The 20,434-nt window shown below is 61.5% G+C and carries 17 protein-coding genes; 12 read left to right on the forward strand and 5 right to left on the reverse strand.

Annotation, left to right across the window (positions count from 1 at the left end; genetic code table 11):
* Nucleotides 1-8: 8 nt before the first annotated feature.
* Nucleotides 9-692: a glutathione S-transferase family protein gene (locus tag DMY87_RS20530; RefSeq protein WP_110793482.1), complete on the reverse strand. Its 684-nt coding sequence runs from the start codon at nucleotides 690-692 to the stop codon at nucleotides 9-11.
* Between the two features lie 149 nt (nucleotides 693-841).
* On the opposite strand from DMY87_RS20530, the gene DMY87_RS20535 reads away from it, so the two are divergent.
* The 6 genes from DMY87_RS20535 (at nucleotide 842) to DMY87_RS20560 (ending at nucleotide 7,300) form a co-directional block, all read left to right on the forward strand.
* Nucleotides 842-1,351 (forward strand): DinB family protein, encoded by a 510-nt coding sequence (locus tag DMY87_RS20535; protein WP_165826388.1) that lies wholly within the window; start codon nucleotides 842-844, stop codon nucleotides 1,349-1,351.
* A 120-nt stretch (nucleotides 1,352-1,471) separates the two neighbouring features.
* On the forward strand, nucleotides 1,472-2,530 hold the full coding sequence (locus tag DMY87_RS20540; protein WP_110793484.1) for a GGDEF domain-containing protein: 1,059 nt from the start codon (nucleotides 1,472-1,474) through the stop codon (nucleotides 2,528-2,530).
* 72 nt (nucleotides 2,531-2,602) lie between these two features.
* The gene (gene abc-f, locus DMY87_RS20545; protein WP_110793485.1) at nucleotides 2,603-4,495 is read left to right on the forward strand and encodes a ribosomal protection-like ABC-F family protein; all 1,893 of its coding nucleotides are present in this window, start codon (nucleotides 2,603-2,605) and stop codon (nucleotides 4,493-4,495) included.
* Between the two features lie 67 nt (nucleotides 4,496-4,562).
* A complete protein-coding gene (locus tag DMY87_RS20550) occupies nucleotides 4,563-4,823 on the forward strand; it encodes a type II toxin-antitoxin system VapB family antitoxin (RefSeq protein WP_110793486.1) in 261 nt (86 codons plus the stop codon).
* The gene (locus DMY87_RS20555; RefSeq protein WP_165826375.1) at nucleotides 4,810-5,202 is read left to right on the forward strand and encodes a type II toxin-antitoxin system VapC family toxin; all 393 of its coding nucleotides are present in this window, start codon (nucleotides 4,810-4,812) and stop codon (nucleotides 5,200-5,202) included. Before DMY87_RS20550 ends, DMY87_RS20555 begins: the two co-directional genes overlap by 14 nt.
* 34 nt (nucleotides 5,203-5,236) lie before the next feature.
* Nucleotides 5,237-7,300 carry a prolyl oligopeptidase family serine peptidase gene (locus DMY87_RS20560; protein ID WP_110793488.1) on the forward strand — a complete coding sequence of 688 codons (2,064 nt, stop codon included), beginning with the start codon at nucleotides 5,237-5,239 and terminating at the stop codon, nucleotides 7,298-7,300.
* A 36-nt stretch (nucleotides 7,301-7,336) separates the two neighbouring features.
* Here DMY87_RS20560 and DMY87_RS20565 read toward each other — a convergent pair whose 3' ends face one another.
* Nucleotides 7,337-7,786 carry a DNA polymerase III subunit chi gene (locus tag DMY87_RS20565; RefSeq protein WP_110793489.1) on the reverse strand — a complete coding sequence of 150 codons (450 nt, stop codon included), beginning with the start codon at nucleotides 7,784-7,786 and terminating at the stop codon, nucleotides 7,337-7,339.
* A 20-nt stretch (nucleotides 7,787-7,806) separates the two neighbouring features.
* Nucleotides 7,807-9,303 (reverse strand): leucyl aminopeptidase, encoded by a 1,497-nt coding sequence (locus tag DMY87_RS20570; RefSeq protein WP_110793490.1) that lies wholly within the window; start codon nucleotides 9,301-9,303, stop codon nucleotides 7,807-7,809.
* A gap of 316 nt (nucleotides 9,304-9,619) precedes the next feature.
* On the opposite strand from DMY87_RS20570, the gene lptF reads away from it, so the two are divergent.
* The 6 genes from lptF to rsmA all read left to right on the forward strand — a co-directional run bounded on the left by lptF (nucleotide 9,620) and on the right by rsmA (nucleotide 17,141).
* Nucleotides 9,620-10,786, forward strand: a complete 1,167-nt coding sequence (gene lptF, locus DMY87_RS20575; RefSeq protein WP_110793491.1) for an LPS export ABC transporter permease LptF — start codon at nucleotides 9,620-9,622, stop codon at nucleotides 10,784-10,786.
* Nucleotides 10,783-11,865 (forward strand): LPS export ABC transporter permease LptG, encoded by a 1,083-nt coding sequence (gene lptG / locus DMY87_RS20580; RefSeq protein WP_110793492.1) that lies wholly within the window; start codon nucleotides 10,783-10,785, stop codon nucleotides 11,863-11,865. Before lptF ends, lptG begins: the two co-directional genes overlap by 4 nt.
* The gene (locus DMY87_RS20585) at nucleotides 11,865-14,195 is read left to right on the forward strand and encodes an LPS-assembly protein LptD (RefSeq protein ID WP_425353518.1); all 2,331 of its coding nucleotides are present in this window, start codon (nucleotides 11,865-11,867) and stop codon (nucleotides 14,193-14,195) included. The genes lptG and DMY87_RS20585 overlap by 1 nt, the downstream gene beginning before the upstream one ends.
* A 128-nt stretch (nucleotides 14,196-14,323) precedes the next feature.
* The gene (locus DMY87_RS20590) at nucleotides 14,324-15,274 is read left to right on the forward strand and encodes a SurA N-terminal domain-containing protein (protein ID WP_110793493.1); all 951 of its coding nucleotides are present in this window, start codon (nucleotides 14,324-14,326) and stop codon (nucleotides 15,272-15,274) included.
* Nucleotides 15,275-15,291: 17 nt separating this feature from the next.
* The gene (gene pdxA, locus DMY87_RS20595; RefSeq protein WP_110793494.1) at nucleotides 15,292-16,314 is read left to right on the forward strand and encodes a 4-hydroxythreonine-4-phosphate dehydrogenase PdxA; all 1,023 of its coding nucleotides are present in this window, start codon (nucleotides 15,292-15,294) and stop codon (nucleotides 16,312-16,314) included.
* Nucleotides 16,314-17,141 carry a 16S rRNA (adenine(1518)-N(6)/adenine(1519)-N(6))-dimethyltransferase RsmA gene (gene rsmA / locus DMY87_RS20600; protein WP_110793495.1) on the forward strand — a complete coding sequence of 276 codons (828 nt, stop codon included), beginning with the start codon at nucleotides 16,314-16,316 and terminating at the stop codon, nucleotides 17,139-17,141. The genes pdxA and rsmA overlap by 1 nt, the downstream gene beginning before the upstream one ends.
* Nucleotides 17,142-17,149: 8 nt before the next feature.
* On the opposite strand, the gene DMY87_RS20605 is transcribed toward rsmA, so the two are convergent.
* Together DMY87_RS20605 and DMY87_RS20610 are read right to left on the reverse strand one after the other, a co-directional pair.
* Nucleotides 17,150-19,342: a methyl-accepting chemotaxis protein gene (locus DMY87_RS20605; RefSeq protein ID WP_110793496.1), complete on the reverse strand. Its 2,193-nt coding sequence runs from the start codon at nucleotides 19,340-19,342 to the stop codon at nucleotides 17,150-17,152.
* 142 nt (nucleotides 19,343-19,484) lie between these two features.
* On the reverse strand, nucleotides 19,485-20,396 hold the full coding sequence (locus DMY87_RS20610; RefSeq protein WP_110793497.1) for a LysR family transcriptional regulator: 912 nt from the start codon (nucleotides 20,394-20,396) through the stop codon (nucleotides 19,485-19,487).
* Nucleotides 20,397-20,434 lie beyond the last annotated feature (38 nt).

Raw genomic sequence — 20,434 nt, forward strand, 5'->3', positions numbered from 1 at the left:
TGTTTTAATCAAGCGACCAGTCGACCGGCACCGTCATGGAGCTCCAGGCAGCGCTCGAACCAGCCGAGAACCGGATCGCCATCCGGGAGATGGATGGAGCCGGTGGTGATACGCAGCCATTGCAGCGCGCCGAAAAGGATATAATCGGCAAACAGCGGCGAGTGGCCACCGATGAAGGGCTGGAAGCCGAGCATATGGCGGAGCGGCTTGAGCTGTGCCGGAAGGGCAGCGATGGCCGCCTCCCGTTCGGCATGCATCGCCTCCAGCGATTTGCCAAGATACACCTCGCGCGTGGTGCGGAAGTAGTCCTGGTCAACCGGGCCGAGCATCTGGTGGATATCGTAGACGGCAATTCGGGTAATGGCCGGGTGAACCATCGTTTGCGAATAGCCTTCGACCAGGCGAGCGGCGGCCTTGCCGCCCTCGCCACCGAACAGGCTTGGATGGTCGGGATAGGCGTCCTCCAGATAGAGCGCGATCTTGAAACTGTCGGAAATCAACTGATCTCCGTCCCGCAGGATCGGGACCGTCTTCGAAAACCCTTGCTCCGCCTTCGGGATGTCGGTGAAGGGAAGCGGCCTCTCCTCGAAGGGCAGCCCCTTGTGATGCAGCGCCATCACGATCTTCCAGCAATGCGGGGAAAAGGGGCGGTTGGGATCGGTTCCGCAGAGGGAATAAAGCGTCAGGGACATGAAGGACCTCGTTTGAATTCGCTTCAGAGGAGACCAATTGAGCCCACGAAGCAAATCAGGAAATTTCATGGGATCCATCAGCCCCCTTTACACGCGGCGCTGATAACATCACGCAAAAGCGCGAAGTGCGAGACACAGAAGAGGAGCACATCATGGACAACCTCAAGATGATGGCGGCTTACAACCGATGGGCAAACGCGCTCGTCTATGACGCCGCAGCAGAACTGTCCGACGACGAGTTGCATCGCGATACCGGCGCCTTCTTTGGATCGATCTTCGGCACGCTCAGCCACCTGCTGACCGCAGATCGTGTCTGGCTGAACCGGTTCACCGGCGAAGGCCCCCGGCCGTCCGCCCTCAACGAGCACCCTTGCGCCACCTTTGCCGAGTTGCAGGAGGCCCGCAGAAATGAGGATGAGCGGATCATCACCTATGTGGAAAACCTGACGGCGGAGCAGCTGGACGCCCAGATCTCCTATTCGCCGCTTTCGGCACAGGGTCTGATCCAGCATCGGCTCTCGCCCGCCCTCGTCCATATGTTCAACCACCAGACCCATCACCGTGGACAGGTTCACGCGGGATTGACCGGGATGGGCAAGCCATCCCTTGCCATCGACCTCATCTATTTCCTGCGCTCGCAAGGGCGGGCCTGGATGTGACGACGGACACGATCGATTAACCGCATTTGTTGCTCCTGCGGGCGCATAAACCTTTTGCCAAAGGTTCTGTCCGACCTTTTCGCCTGAACATCGGAACCAGGACGGGCAAGAGGGGCTCCCATGCAGGACAACATCACGGGCGGGTCGCATCGTGCAGAGAAGCCGGGCACGGATGCCCTGCAGAAGATCACGGCCGTGATGACGCGGCATCAGATAGCTCCCCTGCCCCGCAATTTCGAACTGGTCTGTGAAGCACTGAGCGGTGGCCATCCGGATCTTACCCATGAACTCGCCGCACTCGGTGCCCGCCCCAGCCAGCAAGCGCTCGACCAGCTCGGGCTGAAACACAGGCTGCCCGGCCATTGCGGCGCGACGGCCGAGAGGCTGCAGACGGAGGCGCTGACAGCGCTTTCTTCGATCAGGGAGAAACTGGCGCTGGGGCTCAGCCAAAAGCGCAGTTTTGCCCGCTCCGTCGAAACGGCAGCAGCCTCGGTCCGCGCGGACGCCGATGTGGGGATAGACCAACTTCTTGGCGAACTCGATCTTCTGGCCTCCATCGCGCGGGAAATGGTCCAGGCGGAAACGCTGTTGGCGCATGAGGTCACTCAGGGCTTGCAAACGCTGGAAACGGCCGACCGTGCCATGCAGGCTGCCAAGATTATGACACTGCGCGACCGGTTGACCGGGCTGCCGAACCGGGCGGCCTTTCTGCAAAAACTGGAGGAGGCCCATGCGAGCACCACCGCCGCGCATACGAGCGCCCTGGTGCTGATCGAGATCTGCGACCTTCCGCACCTGCACCAGCAGTATGGCGACGAGGCGACGGCCAAACTGATCAAGGGATTGGCGGGCATCTTCCGCAAGGCAATCAAGAAACACGATTATATCGCCCGGATCGAAGCCGACACCTTCGCTTTCATCTTCGACGACATCGACGCGAATGAGGCGCATATCATCGCCGAACGGCTCTTCATCACGGCGGAGAACAATCTGATCTTCGCCAGCGATTCCGGTCATGAGGTCGGCGGATTGCCGCTGGCGCTCGGCCATGTCATGGGCCAGGAGGCGACCGATGCGCTCCACTGGCTTTCGCTCGCCAAGACCGCCACTCAGCTCGCCCGCCTCAATCCGCGCCAGCCGATCATCGGGCACAAGCCGGGGCAACGCCAGGTCGCCTGAGCCCCTTGCCAAGCCGGAAAACGACCGCGCGGACAGCTTGCCTTTGACCGGCAGATCAGCCAAAAGCCAGACATGATCACGATCAACGACATTTCCGCCCGGATCGCCGGCAGGCTTCTCATCGACCACGCAACCGTCGCATTGCCGGCCGGCACCAAAGCCGGCCTCGTTGGCAAGAACGGCGCCGGCAAGTCGACCCTGTTCCGGATCATCACGGGCGACCTCTCGGCCGAAACCGGCAATATCTCGATCCCGAAGAATGCCAAGATCGGTCAGGTGGCGCAGGAAGCGCCTGGCACGGAAGAGTCGCTGATCTCGATCGTGCTGTCTGCCGACAAGGAACGTGCTGCCCTACTGCTCGAAGCGGAGACAGCGACCGATCCGCACCGGATCGCCGAAATCCAGACGCGGCTTGCCGATATCGGTGCGCATTCAGCCGAGGCACGCGCCGCGACGATCCTATCCGGTCTCGGCTTCGATCACGAAGCACAGCTGCGCCCGGCATCATCTTTCTCCGGCGGTTGGCGCATGCGCGTGGCGCTGGCGGCCGTGCTTTTTGCCGAGCCGGACCTTCTGCTGCTCGACGAGCCGACCAACTATCTCGACCTCGAAGGCACGCTTTGGCTCGAGGACTATGTGCGGCGTTATCCGCATACGGTCATCATCATCAGCCACGACCGCGACCTTCTCAACACGGCCGTCAACTCGATCATCCATCTCGATCAGAAGAAGCTGACCTTCTATCGCGGCGGTTATGACAGCTTCGAGCGGCAGAAGGCCGAAAACGACGAATTGCAGATGAAGGCCAAGGCAAAGAACGACGCCGCGCGCAAGCATTTGCAGAGCTTCATCGATCGTTTCCGCGCCAAGGCGACCAAGGCCAAGCAGGCGCAAAGCCGCATTAAGGCACTTGAGCGCATGGGCACGGTGGCGGCCGTGATCGAGGATCATGTCCACCCGATCACCTTCCCGAAGCCGGAGAAACAGCCGGCATCGCCGATCGTCGCCATTTCCAGCGGCGTTGTCGGATACGAACCGGGCAAGCCGATCCTGAAGAACCTGAACCTTCGGATCGACAATGATGACCGCATCGCGCTGCTCGGCTCGAACGGCAACGGCAAGTCGACCTTCGCCAAGTTCATCTCCGGACGTCTTGAAGCCCAGGGCGGACAGCTGAAGACGGCATCGAGCCTGAAAATCGGCTTCTTCGCCCAGCACCAGCTGGACGACCTCATTCCGAACGAAAGCCCTGTCGCGCATGTGCGCCGGCTGATGCCGCTCGAGCCGGAAGCCAAGGTGCGCGCGCGCGTCGCGCAGATGGGGCTTGCCACCGAGAAGATGGACACGGCCGCCAAGGATCTCTCCGGTGGCGAAAAAGCGCGCCTTCTGATGGGCCTTGCCGCCTTCCACGCGCCGAACCTGTTGATCCTCGACGAGCCGACCAACCACCTCGACATCGACAGCCGCAAGGCGCTGATCGAGGCGCTGAACGACTATGAAGGTGCCGTCATCCTGATCAGCCACGATCGCCACCTGATCGAGGCGACTGTTGACCGGCTGTGGCTGGTCAACAACGGTACCGTGACCAGTTTCGACGGCGACATGGAGGAGTATCGCGGCCTGATTATCGCCTCGGGCAAGAAGCCCGCAGAGAAGGACAAGGCGGACATTTCAACCGGCGACCAGGTCAACAAGGCGGAACAGCGCAAGGCTGCCGCCGACCGACGGGCGAGCCTTGCGCCGCTGAAGAAAAAGATCAACGAAGTCGAGGCTTTGACGAAGAAGCTGGAGACTTTGATTCAGACGCTGGACAAGGAGCTGGCCGACCCCGCTCTCTATGAGAAGGCACCTGCCAAGGCAGCGGAAAAAGCCAAGCAGCGTGGCGAAGCGGCGGCAAAGCTTTCGGATGCCGAAGAGCAATGGCTGGAGCTTTCCGCCGAATATGAAGAGGGCATGGCCGGCTGATCGGCTCCTTCCTTGTTGTAACCCTGAATATACATTATCTTGATGGCGTATATTCAGAGGTGACGCCATGCCGCTTTACGTGCGCGATGAAAAGGTGAACCAGCTCGCCGAGCAGGCGCAGAAGATCCTGAAAGCCCCGACCAAGACGGATGCCATCCGCCAGGCGCTGGAACGCGTGGTGCAGGAGGACGAACAGCGCCCGCCGCTTGCCGAGCGGCTGGAGAGACTTCGGGCAAAATACAATATGCCAACCTATGAGTCTCTCGAGCCCTTCGACGAGAAGGCGTTTCTCGACGAAATGTGGGGCGACAACGATGTTCATCGATAGTTCTGCGCTTGTGGAAATTCTCACAGATGCACCGCAGCGTCAGCAACTTCTCGACCGCATGGCAACCGCTCCAACGCGTTTTTCGACTTCGCCAACCGTCATCTATGAGACAACAGTGGTGATCGCGTCGCGCACCAAGAAGACTGTGGAGGATGCGCTCAAACTCGTGGAGGAGTTTCTCGCCGAACTGAACGCCGAGATCCTGCCTGCCACCCGCGACACGGCGCTTGCTGCCCTTGATGCGTTCTCCCGTTACGGCAAGGGACGCCATCCGGCCCGCCTCAATTTCGGCGACTGTTTTTCCTATGCAGGCGCCAAGGCATCCGGTGCCGTCCTCCTCTATGTGGGTGAGGATTTCCGTCGCACCGATCTCGCCTGACATAAACGCACGACAGATACAGAGGAGCAGCGTCATGGATCTCTTTCTCGAAAAAGACGGTGATCCGCAGACGCTGGCCTTCGTCGCCGCCCGGAACACGCGCTCAGAAGAGGCGTTGACGACGCCGGAGATGGAGGCCGATGCGGCCGCACTTCAGGCGATGATGGAGCGACAGGACAGGCTCATCGTTCCCGCCCGGCGCGGCGACTGGCTCTTTGATTTCAATCGCTCGCGCGACAACCCGCTCGGCGTGCTGCGCCGGCTTCCGGCGGAACTTGCGCCCTCTGCCGATGCCCCCTGGGAAACGGTGTTCGACGTCGACGCGTTCTGCGCGCGGGAGGGCAAACGCTGGATCTTCGGCGGCTGTGTCACCTGCCCCTTCGAACCGACACGTGTCTTGTTTCGCCTTTCCGACGGCGGCTCGGACCTCACACGTTTCCTGGAGTTCGATCTTGAAACCAAACAAGTCGTCGACGGCGGCTTCGATACGCCGGCTGTCCGGGCGCAGGCTACGTGGCTGAGCGGTGATGAAATCGCTTATTTCGGCTCGATCGATGCGTTTTCCGCCACCGAGTCCGGTTGGCCAAGGGTTGGACGGCGCCTGCGGCGCGGCCAGTCCCCGGCAGAGGCCGAGATCCTCTTTGAAGCTGCCCCGAGCGACGTCACAGCCTATGGCTTCGTCATTGATCCCAAGCTCGGCGGCCACGACGGGCCGGACACACAGCAGATCCGCGTATTCATGGCGAACCACGAGATCGGCAAGCTCAGCCTGCATGTGGGAGATGCCAAGGGCTTTGCCCGCCGCCTGCCGCTGCCCCAGGAAATCGGCTTCGATATCAACCACAGCCACGTCCTCTGGCTTGCCAAGAACGATGAGCAGGTGGCGAGCGGCAGTCTCGTCCTGCAGGCGCTGACACCGTTCGGCGAAGAGCCGCTGGCATCTCGGCGCCGCATTCTGGTCGAGCCGGCACCGGGACGTGCCGCCCATCACTTCACCCTGCTGCGCCACTGGGCGGTCTATTCCGTCGACGAAAACCTTTCCCCATCCCTTTATGCGCTGGACCTCACACGCGAAGATGCGGAACCGCAGCGGATCGTGCTGCCCGACGGCATCGAAGCGCTTTACTTCACGCCGCTTTATGCCGACCTGCATCTGGGCGACGACACTCTGTCGGTCATCGGCTCCGGCTTTCTGGTGCCGCCCACCCGATACACACTCTCCCTTTCCGATCAGTATCGTCGGCCAGTCACCCATACGCTGGCACTCAAGCCGCAGGAAACGTCACCGGCTTACTTCGATGCGGACGGCATGACGAGCCAACTTCTGGAAGCCACATCGGCAGATGGCACCAAGGTGCCTTACCATCTGGTGCTGCCGAAGGCGTGGAGGATGGGTGAATTGCCGGTTCTGATCTATGGCTATGGCGGCTTTGCCGCATCGCTCGCGCCGCATTACTCCGGCACCACTGGCCGCTTTGTCGAACAGGGCGGTGCCTATGTTCAGGCCTATATCCGCGGTGGTGCGGAGCTCGGGCCGCAATGGCATAGCCCCGTCAAGCGTCACGGGCGCCACAAGGCTTACGAGGATTTCGTCGCGATCGCCCGTGATCTGGTTAAGCGTGGCTATTCGAAGCCATCGCGCATCGCCTGCACGGGCGCCAGCAATGGCGGCCTGCTGACCGGCGTGATGCTGACGCGCTATCCGGATGATTTCGGCGCCGTCTGGTGCCGCGTGCCCGTACTCGACATGACCCGCTTCCACCTCTTCCCGGCCGGGCGGGCCTGGATGGACGAATATGGCAATCCGGACGATGAGGCCGACCGCGCCTATCTCCTCAGCTATTCGCCGCTGCACCAGATCGCACAGGCCTCTGACAAGACGTATCCGCCGGTCTATATCGAAAGCTCGACCAATGACGACCGGGTTCATCCATCCCATGCAAGACGGTTTGCCCTGAGGCTCGAAGAGGCCGGCCACACGCCCCTTTTTCATGAATTCGGCTCCGGCGGTCACGGCGGGGCTGGGAATTCGGGCGAAATGGCGCGCCGCACCGCCCTCGGCTACAGCTTCTTGCGCCAGACAATCATGAAAGGCTGACAGCCGGGTGGGACGCCGAAGGTGACGGCGTCCGGCTCAGGCCTTCTTTTCCCAGCGCCCTTCCGGCGTCTGCTGCCAGTAGGTCAGGCTGTGGCCTTCGGCCTTCAGCTTCTTCCACTGCCCGCGGGCGGCCTCCAGCTGGGTCGCGTCGTAACCATCGAAAACGAAGACCACGCGGTCATAGTCGAGCGTCTCAGGCGGCTCGGCGCCGTCGACCAGGAAACGCACGCTGGCCTCGTTCAAGTTGTCCGGCCGCACGGTCAAAAGCACGGGCTGGCGCGCAGGCGTTGCTCCCTCATCCGTTCCATGCGGCAAGAAACTGTCGTCCCGGTAAACCCATAGATGCGCATCAAGGGCATCCCGCCGCTCGGGATCACGGGTCTGAACCGCAACTGTCCAGCCGCGCTCCACGCTCTTTTCGAGGAGCGGTGGGAGCGCGTCTTCCAGTTTCGATTCGGTCAGATGGTAGAAAAGGACTTCTGCCACACGTGTTTCCTTGGCCCCGGTCAGGCTTCGTAGTTCGCCCGGACGAGTTCATCGAGCAGGCGCACGCCGTATCCAGAGCCCCAGGACTGGTTGATCTCGTCGCTCGGCGAGCCCATCGCCGTGCCGGCGATGTCGAGATGGGCCCAGGGCGTGTCCTTGACAAAGCGCTTGAGGAACTGGGCCGCCGTGATCGATCCCGCATGCCGGCCGCCGGTATTCTTCATGTCGGCGAACTTCGAATCGATCATCTTGTCGTAGTCCTTGCCGAGCGGCATGCGCCACAGGCGCTCATTGGTGCTGAGGCCTGCGGCCAGCAGCTTCTCTGACAACGCATCGTCGTTGGAGAACAGGCCGGCATGCAGGTTGCCGAGCGCAACGAGAATGGCGCCGGTCAGGGTCGCGAGATTGATCATAAAGGCGGGTTCAAAGCGCTCGTTGCAATACCAAAGCGCATCGCAGAGCACCAGGCGGCCTTCGGCATCGGTGTTGATGACCTCGATCGTCTGACCGGACATGGAGGTGACGATGTCGCCGGGGCGCTGGGCATTGCCATCAGGCATGTTTTCCACGAGGCCGATGATGCCGACGACATTGGCTTTGGCCTTGCGGGCGGCGAGCACATGCATGAGCCCTGTCACGGCGGCTGCCCCGCCCATGTCGCCCTTCATCTCCTCCATGCCACCGGCGGGCTTGATCGAGATACCGCCGGTATCGAAGACGACGCCCTTGCCGATGAAGGCGATCGGCTTGTCCTTGGCCTTGCCGCCTTTCCACTGCATGACCACGAGACGGGGCGGACGCACCGAACCCTGGGCAACCCCCAGGAGAGCGCCCATTCCGAGCTTCTTCATGTCCTTTTCGGTCAGGATCTCGATCTCGACACCGAGGTCTTCCAGCTCCTTGGCCTTGGCTGCGAATTCGAGCGGGCCCAGCACATTGGCCGGTTCGTTGACGAGATCGCGCGCAAGCACGACACCGTCGGCGATGGCGCGGGCCTCGGCGAAGGCCTTCTTGGCGCCGGATGCGTCAGCGGTGACGATGGTGACCTTCACTGTCTTGTCGGCCTTCGCTTCGTCGTCGTCGCCCTTCTTCTTCGTCTTGTAGGCATCGAACTTGTAGGCGCGCAGCAGCATGCCCAGCGCAAAGTCGGCAGCGGCTTTGGGCGAGACGTCAAGATTGGGCACGTCCAGGAATACGGTCGCCGATTCAGCGCCCTTCAGGTTGGCCGTCGCGCTGCCGCCGGCTTTCAGCCAGTCATGCGCCGTCAGTTGCTCCGCCTTGCCGAGACCCAGCACCACCAAGCGGTCTGCTTCGGAACCATGCGGCGCGACGATGTCGAGCACCGAGGACGATTTGCCGGAAAACTTGGCCACTTTGGCCGCCCGCGCGTAGACGCCAGCCGGATCCGCCTCGGCCAGTCCCGAAGGCGTTTCCGCCTCGGTTGTCTTCAAAACGATGGCAAGGCCCGAAGTCACGGCATGCGACTTGGCGAAGGAGATGGCGAGTTTAGTCGACATGAAATTTCAATCCTGGCGTCTTTGATCAAATGGTGCGCCGATCATGGTCTTTTCGCTCGCGATGGCAAGACGCGGGCGCGTCTTTGTTGACGCAGTCCCCCGAATGCGTCGCCGTCCCGGCACTTGCTCATCCCATCTCCCGGCCGCTTATGCCGCCCATCTGGCGAAGCGTGTCCGTTTTGTCGCGGTCGGGCAAAAAAGCGGAACATGAAGCCGGGGAAAATTTGCCACATCGGTCGCCAAATCGCCGCAAGCATCGTAGAGAAGGCTCGACATCGGCCCTTCGTGCTTTTTCGCAGGGGCGTCAGGGAACCGCATGAAGATACTCGAACAATATATCCTGCGACGCGTCGTCCTGATGTTCCTCACGGCCCTTTTGCCGGTGCTGGCGATCATCTGGACCACCCAGGTATTGCAGCGTATCAATCTCGTGACGGACAGCGGGCAGTCGGTCGGCTCCTTCATGAAGCTGGCGACGATGATCCTGCCGACTCTCATTTCCACGGTCCTGCCCTTTGCCCTCGTCATCGGCATTACGCAGACGCTGACCACGATGAACAATGATTCCGAACTGGCCGTGGTCGACGCCGCCGGCGCATCGCGTTCGACGATCCGGCGACCGCTCGTGCTGCTCGGTGTCGGACTGACCCTGTTCTCACTGGTGATGGTCAGCTTCGTCGAGCCGGCGATGCGGGTGAATGTGCGCACGATGATTTCGACTGCTTATGCCGATCTCCTGTCTTCCGTCATCGAAGAGAAGACCTTCCGCAAGATCGAGGAAGGCCTGTATGTCCAGGTTTCACAACGGCAGGCCGGGCGTGGCCTCAAGGGCCTGCTGATCGCCGATTCCCGCGACCCGGCCTCGCAGATGATCTACTACGCCCGGGAAGGTGCCGTTGACGAGAGCGGGAAGACCTTGATCATGCAGGACGGCGAAGTGCAGCGGAAAGCACCAACGGGCGACGTGACCGTGATCCGCTTCGATCGTTATGCCTTCGACCTCTCCGATCTGTCCCAGGAACGCGGCCAGACGCGACTGGGGGCAAAAGACAAGTCGCTTACGGAGCTGTTCGATCCCGACCCGATGGACCCGTCATACCAGCGCAATCCCGGCGACTACGTCGCGGAACTGCATCGCCGCATCAGCTCCGCCCTCTTCCCGATTGCGTTCACGCTGATTTCCCTGATGCTGTGCGGCGATGCCCGCTCGCATCGCGAAGCACACCTGCATCCCATGGTGTCCGCGCTGATTGCGGCTCTGACGGTGTTCTGGATGCACAGTTATGCAACGTCACTCACCGAGCAGGATGGCGGATTTGCCGTTCTTCTCTACGCCATTCCGCTCCTTGCTGGCGGCCTGTCCCTGATCTACCTCATGACCGACACACGGCCGAAACTGCCGCGTTTCGCCTCCAGGCTGATTGGCCTCGCGGTGGCATCGGCGCGCAAGCGCCTGGGCCAGGATGCGGGGAGTGCGGCATGATCCGGACCCTCGGCCTCTATTTCTTCCGCCGCTATATGATGACGACGCTTTGGTTCTTCCTCGGCGTCATCAGCATCACATTCCTCATCGACTTCACCGAGACATCCGGCCGGTTCGACAACCTCCCAGGCTATTCGGTCGCCGGCGTGCTGTACCTTACGGCGCTGCGCCTGCCGCTCATCCTGCAGCAGACCGTGCCGTTTATCGGCCTCTTCGTCGGGATGGCGACCCTGATCAGCTTCAATCGGAAGTCTGAACTCGTTGTCGCCCGCGCGGCCGGGATCTCGGTCTGGCAGTTCATGGCGCCGTTCCTGATCGGAGCCGCCCTCATCGGGTTGGCCACGACGCTGGTGATCAATCCGCTCGCAGCCTGGGGCCAGCGACAGGGCACGCAGATCCAATCCGACTGGCGCGAGTCGGCTGCACAGGCCAAGCCTCAGCCGGTTCCGTGGCTTCGCCAGAGCAGTGGCAATTCCGACGTCGCCATCGGTGCACAGACCGTGCTCGAGGACGGAACGCTGCTGATCGATGCCGTGCTTCTGCACTTCGACAAGGACGGGCGGATCGTCCTTCGGCAGGATTCCCGCACAGCGAAGTTGCAAGATGGTTACTGGATCCTTACCGACGTGACGGAGACCCGTCCCGGCGAGATCCAGAAGCGACTGGCAGAGGCTCGGGTTCCGACGAACCTGAATGCGGAATTTGTGCAGCAGCGCCTCGTCCAGCCGGATAGCGTTGCTTTTTATGATCTTTTTAGAAAAATTGAGGTCACCAAGTCGTTTGGCATCTCCCCCCATGCCCTGGAAACCCAGTTTCACTCGCTTCTGTCATTGCCGTTTCTCATGATTGCAATGACGTTGATTGCTGCAACCGTGTCGCTCAAATTCAGCCGGATCAACCAATCGAGATCGGTGATTCTCGGTGGAATCTTGTCAGGCTTCGTGCTTTATGTTGTGACAGTGCTCGTCAGGGCATTTGGAAGCAGCGGCGTCATGCCGCCGTATGTTGCGGCCTGGGTACCAGTTGTCGTAGCGATGGCATTGGGGGCAACGATTCTGCTTCATAAGGAGGATGGTTAGTGGCGGTAAAAGACCGCGCGAATATCAGGAGGCTCACTGTAGCCCTGCTGACCGGTGTCGCTGTGTGCGCTTTGTCGCTCCCCGCGCCTGTCGTGCATGCACAAAGCCTCTCGGCACCGGCCTCCGGTTCCGCAGCAATGCCTGAAGACGCGAAACTCCTCCTCGCAGCCAATGAACTGCTTTATGACCGTGACGCCGAGCGCGTCGTGGCAAGCGGTGCGGTGCAGATCAATTACAACGGCTACCAGATGGTCGCTCGTCAGGTGGTCTATGACCAGAAGACGGGACGAGTCACGGCGGCCGGCAACATCGAACTGGTGGAGCCGACCGGTAACCGCGTCTACGCGGAATCCCTCGACGTCACCGACAACTTCGCCGACGGTTTCCTTCGCACGCTGCGCGTCGAAACGAGCGACAACACCCGTCTGGTTGCCGAGACTGCGGAACGCGTCGGCGGCACGCAGATGATCCTTCACAAGGGTGTCTACACGGCCTGCCTGCCCTGTGCCGAAAACCCCACTCGCCCGCCGATCTGGCAGGTGAAGGCGGAACGCGTCATTCAGGACGGGAAGAAGCATACGGTTCGGCTTGAAAGAGCCCGCTTCGAACTCTTCGGCCATTCGCTTGCGACGCTTCCGTTCATCGAAGTCCCTGACAATACCGTAAAACGTAAGTCCGGCTTCTTGTTCCCGGAATTCCGCTCTGGCGAAAATGTCGGCTTCGGCATCTCGGTCCCCTACTATATCGCGATTGCTCCGGATCGCGACGCGACAATCACGACGACCGGCTTTACCAAGCAGGGTGTCCTCATCGAAGGCGAGATCCGTCAGCGCTTCGAAAAGGGGCAAGCCAATCTGCGGATTGCCGGCATCAGCCAGATGGACAGCGAGAGCTTTTCTGCCAATACCAGCGACGCAGCGCACGACTTGCGCGGCCTCGTGGCCTCCAAGGGTGATTTCAAGATCAACCCACGCTGGAGCTTCGGTTGGGATGTCATGTTCCAATCGGACAACAATTTTGCGCGCACCTATTCCGTCCAGGGACTCAACAATTCCACCAACACCAATACGGTCTATCTGACCGGCCAAGGTGACCGGAATTTCTTCGACATGCGCGGCTACTATTTCGACGTGCAGGACGCCGACATCAACAATACGGCGGAGAAGAAGCAGGCAACCGTCCTGCCGACACTCGACTACAGCTATTATGCGCCGGAACTTGTCGCGGGTGGCCAATTGTCGGGAACGATGAACTTCACGTCCCTGTCCCGCTTCTCGGAAGAGGCTGCGAACATCGACGGTCTGCCCGGCAACGATCTGTATCGCGGCCTGAAGGGCAATATGAACCGCCTGTCGGGCGACCTCGAATGGGAACGGACATTCGACGGGCCGGGCGGTCTGCAGATCACGCCGCTTCTGGCAGCACGTGGCGATGCTTACGGGCTCGCCATGGATGAGCCGGCAGACTACGCCGGCTACACGTCGGAAGATGCGCCGACACGCTTGATGGTGACGGCTGGGGTCGAGCTGCGCTATCCGTGGCTGGTCACGATGGGCAATAGCACCCATATCATCGAGCCGATTGCGCAGATCTATGCCCGGAATGACGAGCAACTGGCCGGCGCCCTTCCGAATGAAGACTCGCAGAGCCTGGTCTTCGATGCCAGCAACCTGTTCTCGCGCAACAAGTTCTCCGGCTTTGACCGGGTCGAGGGCGGCACACGCGCCAATGTCGGCCTTCGTTATACCGGCAGCCTCGACAATGGCATCGGACTGCGTGCCGTCATGGGCCAGTCCTATCACCTCGCCGGCCTGAACTCCTATGCGACGGATGATCTGCTCGCGGTAGGCTCCGATTCGGGCCTGGAAACGGACGTGTCGGACTTCGTTGCTTCGGCCGGTATCGAATTGCCCATGGGCCTCTCGGTGAGCACGGGCGTCCGACTCGACGAGAAGACGCTTGAGCTGCGGCGTACGGACGTGAACGCAACCTATGCCAATGACCGGCTGTCGACGAGCGTGACCTTCTCGCAGGTGGCCGCGCGCCCGGAATACAGCTTCAAGGAAGACAACCAGACGGTTTCTGCCAACGCCTCGGTTAAGGTGAACGAGTCGTGGTCTGTCTTCGGCTCCGCCAACTACGACATCGACTCGAATGCGTTCAACCGGCGCAGCGTCGGCGTCTCTTACGCTGACGAATGCACGACCTTCTCCGTCTATTATGCGGACAAAACAGACCCCGACGATTCGACAGCGAACGACTGGACCATCGGCGGCAGGCTGGTGTTCCGTACGCTGGGTGAAGTCAAGCTTAGCGACGTTTCGCTCTAGTGAGGTCGAAGGCCGCGTTCTGAGCCTTTGTTTTGCCGCATGGATTGTACAAACCATGCGGCAGTTTTAAGATCCGCATGACGAAGAACGTCCGGCAAATCCTTGTTTGTCCGGAGAAAGGATATGAGATGGCTACAGCGAAAAACGGCATCAGGCTTCTGCTCGCCGGCGTTATTGCGCTGTCGCTGAGCGTGTCCCCGGCGCCGTTCGGCGGCGACCAGGCGATCGCAGCGACATCGGTCGTCGCGGTGGTCAACAAGACCGCGATCACGAGCGGCGACGTGTCTCGTCGCGCGGCGTTCCTGCGCCTGCAGCGCAAGAGCGGGAATCTGCAGAAGCTCGCCAAGGAAGAGTTGATCGAAGAAGCCCTGAAGCGTGAGGAAATCGCGCGCGTCGGCATGTCGGTCAGCACGGCCGACGTGGATGCTTCGTTTGCCCGCTTTGCCGCATCCAACAAGATGTCGGTCGAACAGCTCAACTCGATCCTTGATCGCGCCGGCGTCACCGCTGCGCATTTCAAGGCATTCATTGCCGTTTCCATGAGCTGGCCTCGCCTCGTCAACGCCCGTTATGCCGGCGGTGCCAGCAGCAGGCTGTCGAACCAGGAACTGGTCACACGTCTGCTCGAGAACAAGCAAAAGCCGGTAACCACCGAATACATGCTGAAGCAGGTGATCTTCGTCGTGCCTGCCTCGAAAAAGGGGATCGTCGGCAAGCGCAAGGCAGAAGCCGAGAAGTCCCGTGCGTCCTTCCCGGGTTGCGATCAGGCGATGCAGTTTGCCAAGAACTATCTCGACGTTTCCGTCCGCAATCTCGGCCGCGTGATGGAGCCTGAGCTTCCGCCCGAATGGAAGCCCCTGATCGAGAAGGCGAAGGGCGGAACGACGGCAACCCGCGTGACCGACCGTGGCGTCGAATATCTGGCGATCTGCAACCAGCGCCAGGTGTCGGATGACGTTGCAGCCGAAATCGTGTTCCGTGCCGAAGATCTCGGCAAGGAAAAGAAGGAAGGCGAAAACCCGAACTCCGCCAAGTATCTGGAAGAACTGCGCTCCAAGGCCCAGATCGTAATGCAGTGACGGCGGAAGGCCGAGACATGACCGATGCCGTTCTTCCGCTTGCGCTGAGCCAGGGCGATCCCTCGGGTATTGGTCCCGATATTGCCTTGCAAGCGTTTGCGCATCGGGCGGCGCTTGATCTGCCGGCCTTTCTCTATATCGGCGATCCGGAGGTCCTGAAGGTTCGCGCCCGTCAGCTCGACATGAGCGTCTCCATCGCTGAAACCGATTGCGAGGGCGCGACCGCCCTGTTCGCGGACGCGCTGCCCGTCCTCCCTCTGCCGACCGGGAGCGACGTACTTGCCGGCAAGCCGCATGTCGCGAATGCGCGCGGCACGATCGCCGCGATCGAGACGGCGGTGCAACTCACCCTCTCCGGCAAGACGCGCGCCGTTGTTACCAATCCGATTGCCAAGTCCGTGCTCTACGAAGCGGGTTTCGGCTTTCCCGGTCACACCGAATTTCTGGCCGATCTTGCGGCAAGGGCAACGGGGCAGCCGTTTGTTCCTGTCATGATGCTGGCCGGACCGAAGCTCCGCGCCGTACCTGTGACCATTCACATCCCGATCAAGGACGTGCCGGGGGCACTGACGGAAGACTCGATCGTCGAGACCTGCCGGATCGTCGCTGCGGATCTGACCAGCCGTTTCGGCCTCGCACATCCGCGCCTGGCCGTGGCCGGTCTCAATCCGCATGCGGGCGAAGGTGGCGCGATCGGCACCGAGGACGAGGATCTCATCCGTCCGGCGCTCCGTCGCCTGCGCGATGCCGGGATCGATGCTTTCGGCCCTTTGCCGGCCGATACCATGTTCCATGACGAAGCGCGAACACGCTATGATGTGGCGATCTGCATGTATCATGATCAGGCCCTGATCCCCGCCAAGGCGCTTGGGTTCGACGATAGCGTGAATGTTACGCTCGGCCTCCCCTTCATCCGCACGTCGCCCGACCACGGCACGGCCTTCGGCCTGGCCGGCACCGGGCTTGCCCGCGAGCAGAGCCTCGTGGCGGCACTCAAAATGGCGGACGCCATGAGCCGTTTCTCGAAAGACAGAACCTGATGGCTGCCCTTGACGGATTGCCGCCGCTGCGGGACGTGATCGCGCGGCATGGGCTGGATGCGAAGAAATCGCTCGGCCAGAATTTCATTCTCGACCTCAACCTGACCCAGAAGGTCGCCCGCACTGCCGGGTCACTGGAAGGCGCCACGGTGTTCGAGATCGGACCGGGGCCTGGCGGCCTGACGCGGGCGATCCTGGCGCTTGGTGCAGCCAAGGTTGTCGCCGTGGAGCGCGACGCCCGCTGCCTTGCCGCTCTGGCGGAGGTCCAGGCACATTATCCGGGCCGACTCGAGGTGATCGAAGGCGACGCGCTGAAGACCGATTTCGAAGCGCTTGCCGATGGCAAGCCGGTCAAGATCATCGCCAACCTGCCCTACAACGTCGGCACGCAACTGCTGGTGAACTGGCTCTTGCCACGTCAATGGCCCCCCTTCTGGTCGTCGCTCACTCTGATGTTCCAGAAAGAGGTCGGCCAGCGGATCGTCGCCCAGGAGGACGACAACCATTACGGCCGGCTCGGTGTCTTGTGTGGCTGGCGCACGGAAGCGCATATGGCCTTCGACATTCCGCCGCAGGCATTTACGCCGCCACCGAAAGTCACCTCAACAGTCGTTCATCTCGAACCGCGTCTGACACCGCTCCCCTGCGATCCCGCAAAGCTCGAGCGCGTGACGACTGCAGCCTTCGGCCAGAGGCGCAAGATGCTGCGGCAGAGTGTCAAGTCGATCGGCGGCGAGGCTCTGCTCGCCCGGGCCGATATCGCCCCTCAACGCCGCGCCGAAACGCTCAGCGTCGAGGAATTCTGCCGGCTCGCCAACCTGCTGTGAGAAGCCGTTCAGGCTGCCTGACGGGCAGCTCTACCGCCCGCCTTTTCGTTCGGCAGCCGGAACAGTGCAATCTGGGCGTTGAGCCGGTCAGCTTCCGTCGCGACGCTTGAGGTTGCCGCGCTCGCCTCCTCGACCATGGCGGCATTCTGTTGCGTCACCTGGTCCATCTGGCTCACCGCCTGACTGATCTCCTCAAGCGCTGCCTTCTGCTGGTGCGCGGACGAGACGATGGCCGCCACGCGATCGTTGATCTTCAGCACGTGGTCCTCGATACCCCGTAGTGTCTCGCCGGTTTCCCGAACGAGACGGACGCCGGCCTCCACTTCCTGCGCGGAACGGGAGATCAGTGCCTTGATCTCGCGTGCTGCCGTGGCGGAACGCTGGGCGAGTTCGCGAACCTCCTGGGCGACGACCGCAAAACCTCGACCGCTTTCCCCTGCCCTTGCCGCCTCAACGCCGGCATTCAGGGCGAGAAGGTTGGTCTGGAAGGCAATCTCGTCGATAACACCGATGATCTGGCCGATCTGACCCGACGAGTGCTCGATATGATGCATGGCCTTCACCGTGTCGCTGACAACGGCACCGGAGCGCTGTGCCGTCTGGGTCGCCTCACGCACCAGGTTACCGGCCTCGTCTGCCCGTTGGGCAGCGCTGCCGATTGCGGTGGTGATTTCGTTGATGGAGGCGGCCGCCTCCTCAAGCGCCGCCGCCTGACGCTCGGTCCGGCGCGCGAGATCATCTGCAGCCAGTTGCAGCTCTTGCGAGCCTCCATGCAGATGACCGGTGCTCTGGCGAATGGTCGCCATGATTCCGCAGAGCCGCTCCATGGAACCATTGAAATTGGTTCTGAGGGCATCCAGGCTCTCGGCAAACGGGCGTTCGAGACGGAAGCCGATTTCGCCGCTCGATAGCGCATCCAGACCCTCGGCGAGCTGTTCGACGGCATAGGCGATCTCCGCGGCACGCTCAGCGCGCTCCTGCTCGGCTGCCATTTCGGCAAGACGCTTGATCCTTGCAGCCTCCTCCTGTTCGGCAATGTCCTTCAGCATCCGTTCCCTGGCAAGGGCAATGTAACGGCCGACCGCCGACCCCATCTGGCCAATCTCGTCCTTGCTGTCGGAGCGAATGAGATCCACCTCGATCTCGCCTGCCGCCAGTTTGTGCATGGTCCGGGTGAGCAGACGCAAAGGGCGCACGACGGTCAGCGAGAGCGAAATCGCGAAGAAGCAGGCGATTGCGAGGACACCACCGGTGATGCCGCCAACCTTGAGCAGATGATGGTATTCACCGTCGGCGATCGCCTGGCTGTCTGCAACGATTGCCGCCAGGGTCTCGTTTTCCAGCTCCTTCAGGCGCTCGATCCGTCTGGCCGAACGTTCGAGCCATTCCTGATCGTTGAAGCCGGTGAAATCCGCTGTCAGGCCTGCCTTCATCATCGCAGAACGGATCTTTTCAACCGCATCGGCATCAGGGGTATGCAGCGACGCGGCATAGTGCTCGCGGTCGCCGTCTGGGATGAGATCGAGATACTGATCGATAAGGGTCTTCTGCGACCCGAACATGCCGATGAAATCGAGGTAGTGGGCTTCGTCGAACCTGCCCTCGGCAAGGAAGCTGTGGCCGAGATTGCGCTCCTGCCCCGCCACTTCCTTGGCATTCATCAGCAGGCTGTAGGCCATCATCTTGCCCACGACGCCCTTGGCGCCGGCTTCCAGCGAAAACTCCTGGGAGATCTTCATCAGGTTGCGCACGAGCACGGTGTAGTAGGTGAACGTTTCTGTCTGGGAGATGCCGAGGGTATCGACCTTCGAGCGGATCGCGGTGAGCTCGGCGAGTATCTGCTCCAGCCCCTGCTCGTGGCGCGTCAACGTTGGATCGCCCTCTGCGAGAATGTCCGACCTGATCTTCGCCACATGGCCCACGCCCGCATCAACGGCAGTGCGCGCATTTGCCAGCTCGGTGCGATGCTGCGTCCCCTTGGTCGCCAGCACGCCAACAGCTTCGGCACGTTCGGACTGGAGCGAGTGGACCAGATCCCCGAGAATTCCGAGATCTTCGCTCACCACGCCCAGTTCGCGGGCGTTCATGTAGGCAAGATAGGTGCTGTTGATCTCGACATAGGCAAGGCCTGCCAAGGCGAGCAGTGGAACGGCGAGGGCGAAAGCAAGACGCCAGGTTACCGAGATGTCGGTCAAGCGCATTTCTGTCTCCAGATCAGCCTGTGCATGTCGGTGCGACACGCAACTTTAACGGCAGCTGGAGAATGAGACAGAAGCGGTTAAATATTAGCTACGAATAACTTATGCAACTTATACAATGCTAAATTTCAGCCATTCACCCGTGTCAGGACGACTGACGTTCTGCGGCACCCGTCTCATCCTGCAACCACGCACGGAGCTGCATGACGGCGCCTTGCTCCGATCCGCCCAGCAACCAGTAACCTCTGTCCGGAACCTCGACGCATTCACCGGCCGGTACGAGCAGACCTGCCTCCAGGAATTGATCGATGACGCCGAGCCAGCCCAGCGCCATGCCCTGCCCACCCAGAGCGGCCTGCACGACCATGGCATAGGTGTTGAAGCGCAGGTCGCCGGGTACGCTTCCCGGCTCCAGAGAGGTTCCAGCGGCGGCGGCATAGGATCTCCAATCCAGCCAGGGCGACCCTGGCTCCGCTTCGAGATGAATGCGGGGGGCATCAGCCACGGCAGAGCCGTCGTCCTGCGTCCATCGCGCCAGCAGCGCCGGTGCGCAGACAGGCACGACGCGTTCCGGCATGAGCAGCATGGCAGCGCCGGCGAAATCTGCACGAGCGCCAAAGGCCACCGCGAGATCACCTTCCTCCTGCCAGTCGGATGCGAGGCGTTGGGAGGCGACAATCTGCAGGTCGATCTGCGGATGCGCCTGGCGAAAGCCTGGCATTCTGGGAATCAGCCAGAGGCTCGAAAAGGCATAGTCGGTGACAAGACGGATCACCGGGCGACGGCGGCCCCGGCGGATGTCACGCTCGAGCGTGTCGACATCACGCACCGTCCGCTCGGCAATCTGGAGCAGCCGGCGCCCCTCGTCCGTGAGGCTCACACCCCGATGCAGACGCTTGAGCAAGGGAACACCGAAGCGCTGTTCAAGCAAGCGGACCTGATAGCTGACTGCCGGCTGGCTCAGCCCCATGGCTTCTGCTGCGGCCGAGAGGGAACCTCGTCGTGCGACTTCGACCAGAAGTCTCATCCAGCCCAGATACACCGGCGCCTCAGCCATCCAAATTCCTTATACCATGCATCAAAAAACTACGACTA

It is taken from the genome of Peteryoungia wuzhouensis (assembly GCF_003205195.1).
In the GTDB taxonomy this organism is placed as follows: domain Bacteria; phylum Pseudomonadota; class Alphaproteobacteria; order Rhizobiales; family Rhizobiaceae; genus Allorhizobium; species Allorhizobium wuzhouense.

Excerpts from the sequence above, each read along its gene's own strand:
- DMY87_RS20570 (WP_110793490.1), bottom strand. The coding sequence starts at position 9,303 with ATGTCGACTAAACTCGCCATCTCCTTCGCCAAGTCGCATGCCGTGACT.
- lptG (WP_110793492.1), top strand. The coding sequence starts at position 10,783 with ATGATCCGGACCCTCGGCCTCTATTTCTTCCGCCGCTATATGATGACG.
- lptF (WP_110793491.1), top strand. The coding sequence starts at position 9,620 with ATGAAGATACTCGAACAATATATCCTGCGACGCGTCGTCCTGATGTTC.
- DMY87_RS20540 (WP_110793484.1), top strand. The coding sequence starts at position 1,472 with ATGCAGGACAACATCACGGGCGGGTCGCATCGTGCAGAGAAGCCGGGC.
- DMY87_RS20530 (WP_110793482.1), bottom strand. The coding sequence starts at position 692 with ATGTCCCTGACGCTTTATTCCCTCTGCGGAACCGATCCCAACCGCCCC.
- DMY87_RS20550 (WP_110793486.1), top strand. The coding sequence starts at position 4,563 with ATGCCGCTTTACGTGCGCGATGAAAAGGTGAACCAGCTCGCCGAGCAG.
- DMY87_RS20560 (WP_110793488.1), top strand. The coding sequence starts at position 5,237 with ATGGATCTCTTTCTCGAAAAAGACGGTGATCCGCAGACGCTGGCCTTC.
- DMY87_RS20555 (WP_165826375.1), top strand. The coding sequence starts at position 4,810 with ATGTTCATCGATAGTTCTGCGCTTGTGGAAATTCTCACAGATGCACCG.
- abc-f (WP_110793485.1), top strand. The coding sequence starts at position 2,603 with ATGATCACGATCAACGACATTTCCGCCCGGATCGCCGGCAGGCTTCTC.
- DMY87_RS20590 (WP_110793493.1), top strand. The coding sequence starts at position 14,324 with ATGGCTACAGCGAAAAACGGCATCAGGCTTCTGCTCGCCGGCGTTATT.
- DMY87_RS20610 (WP_110793497.1), bottom strand. The coding sequence starts at position 20,396 with ATGGCTGAGGCGCCGGTGTATCTGGGCTGGATGAGACTTCTGGTCGAA.
- pdxA (WP_110793494.1), top strand. The coding sequence starts at position 15,292 with ATGACCGATGCCGTTCTTCCGCTTGCGCTGAGCCAGGGCGATCCCTCG.
- rsmA (WP_110793495.1), top strand. The coding sequence starts at position 16,314 with ATGGCTGCCCTTGACGGATTGCCGCCGCTGCGGGACGTGATCGCGCGG.
- DMY87_RS20605 (WP_110793496.1), bottom strand. The coding sequence starts at position 19,342 with ATGCGCTTGACCGACATCTCGGTAACCTGGCGTCTTGCTTTCGCCCTC.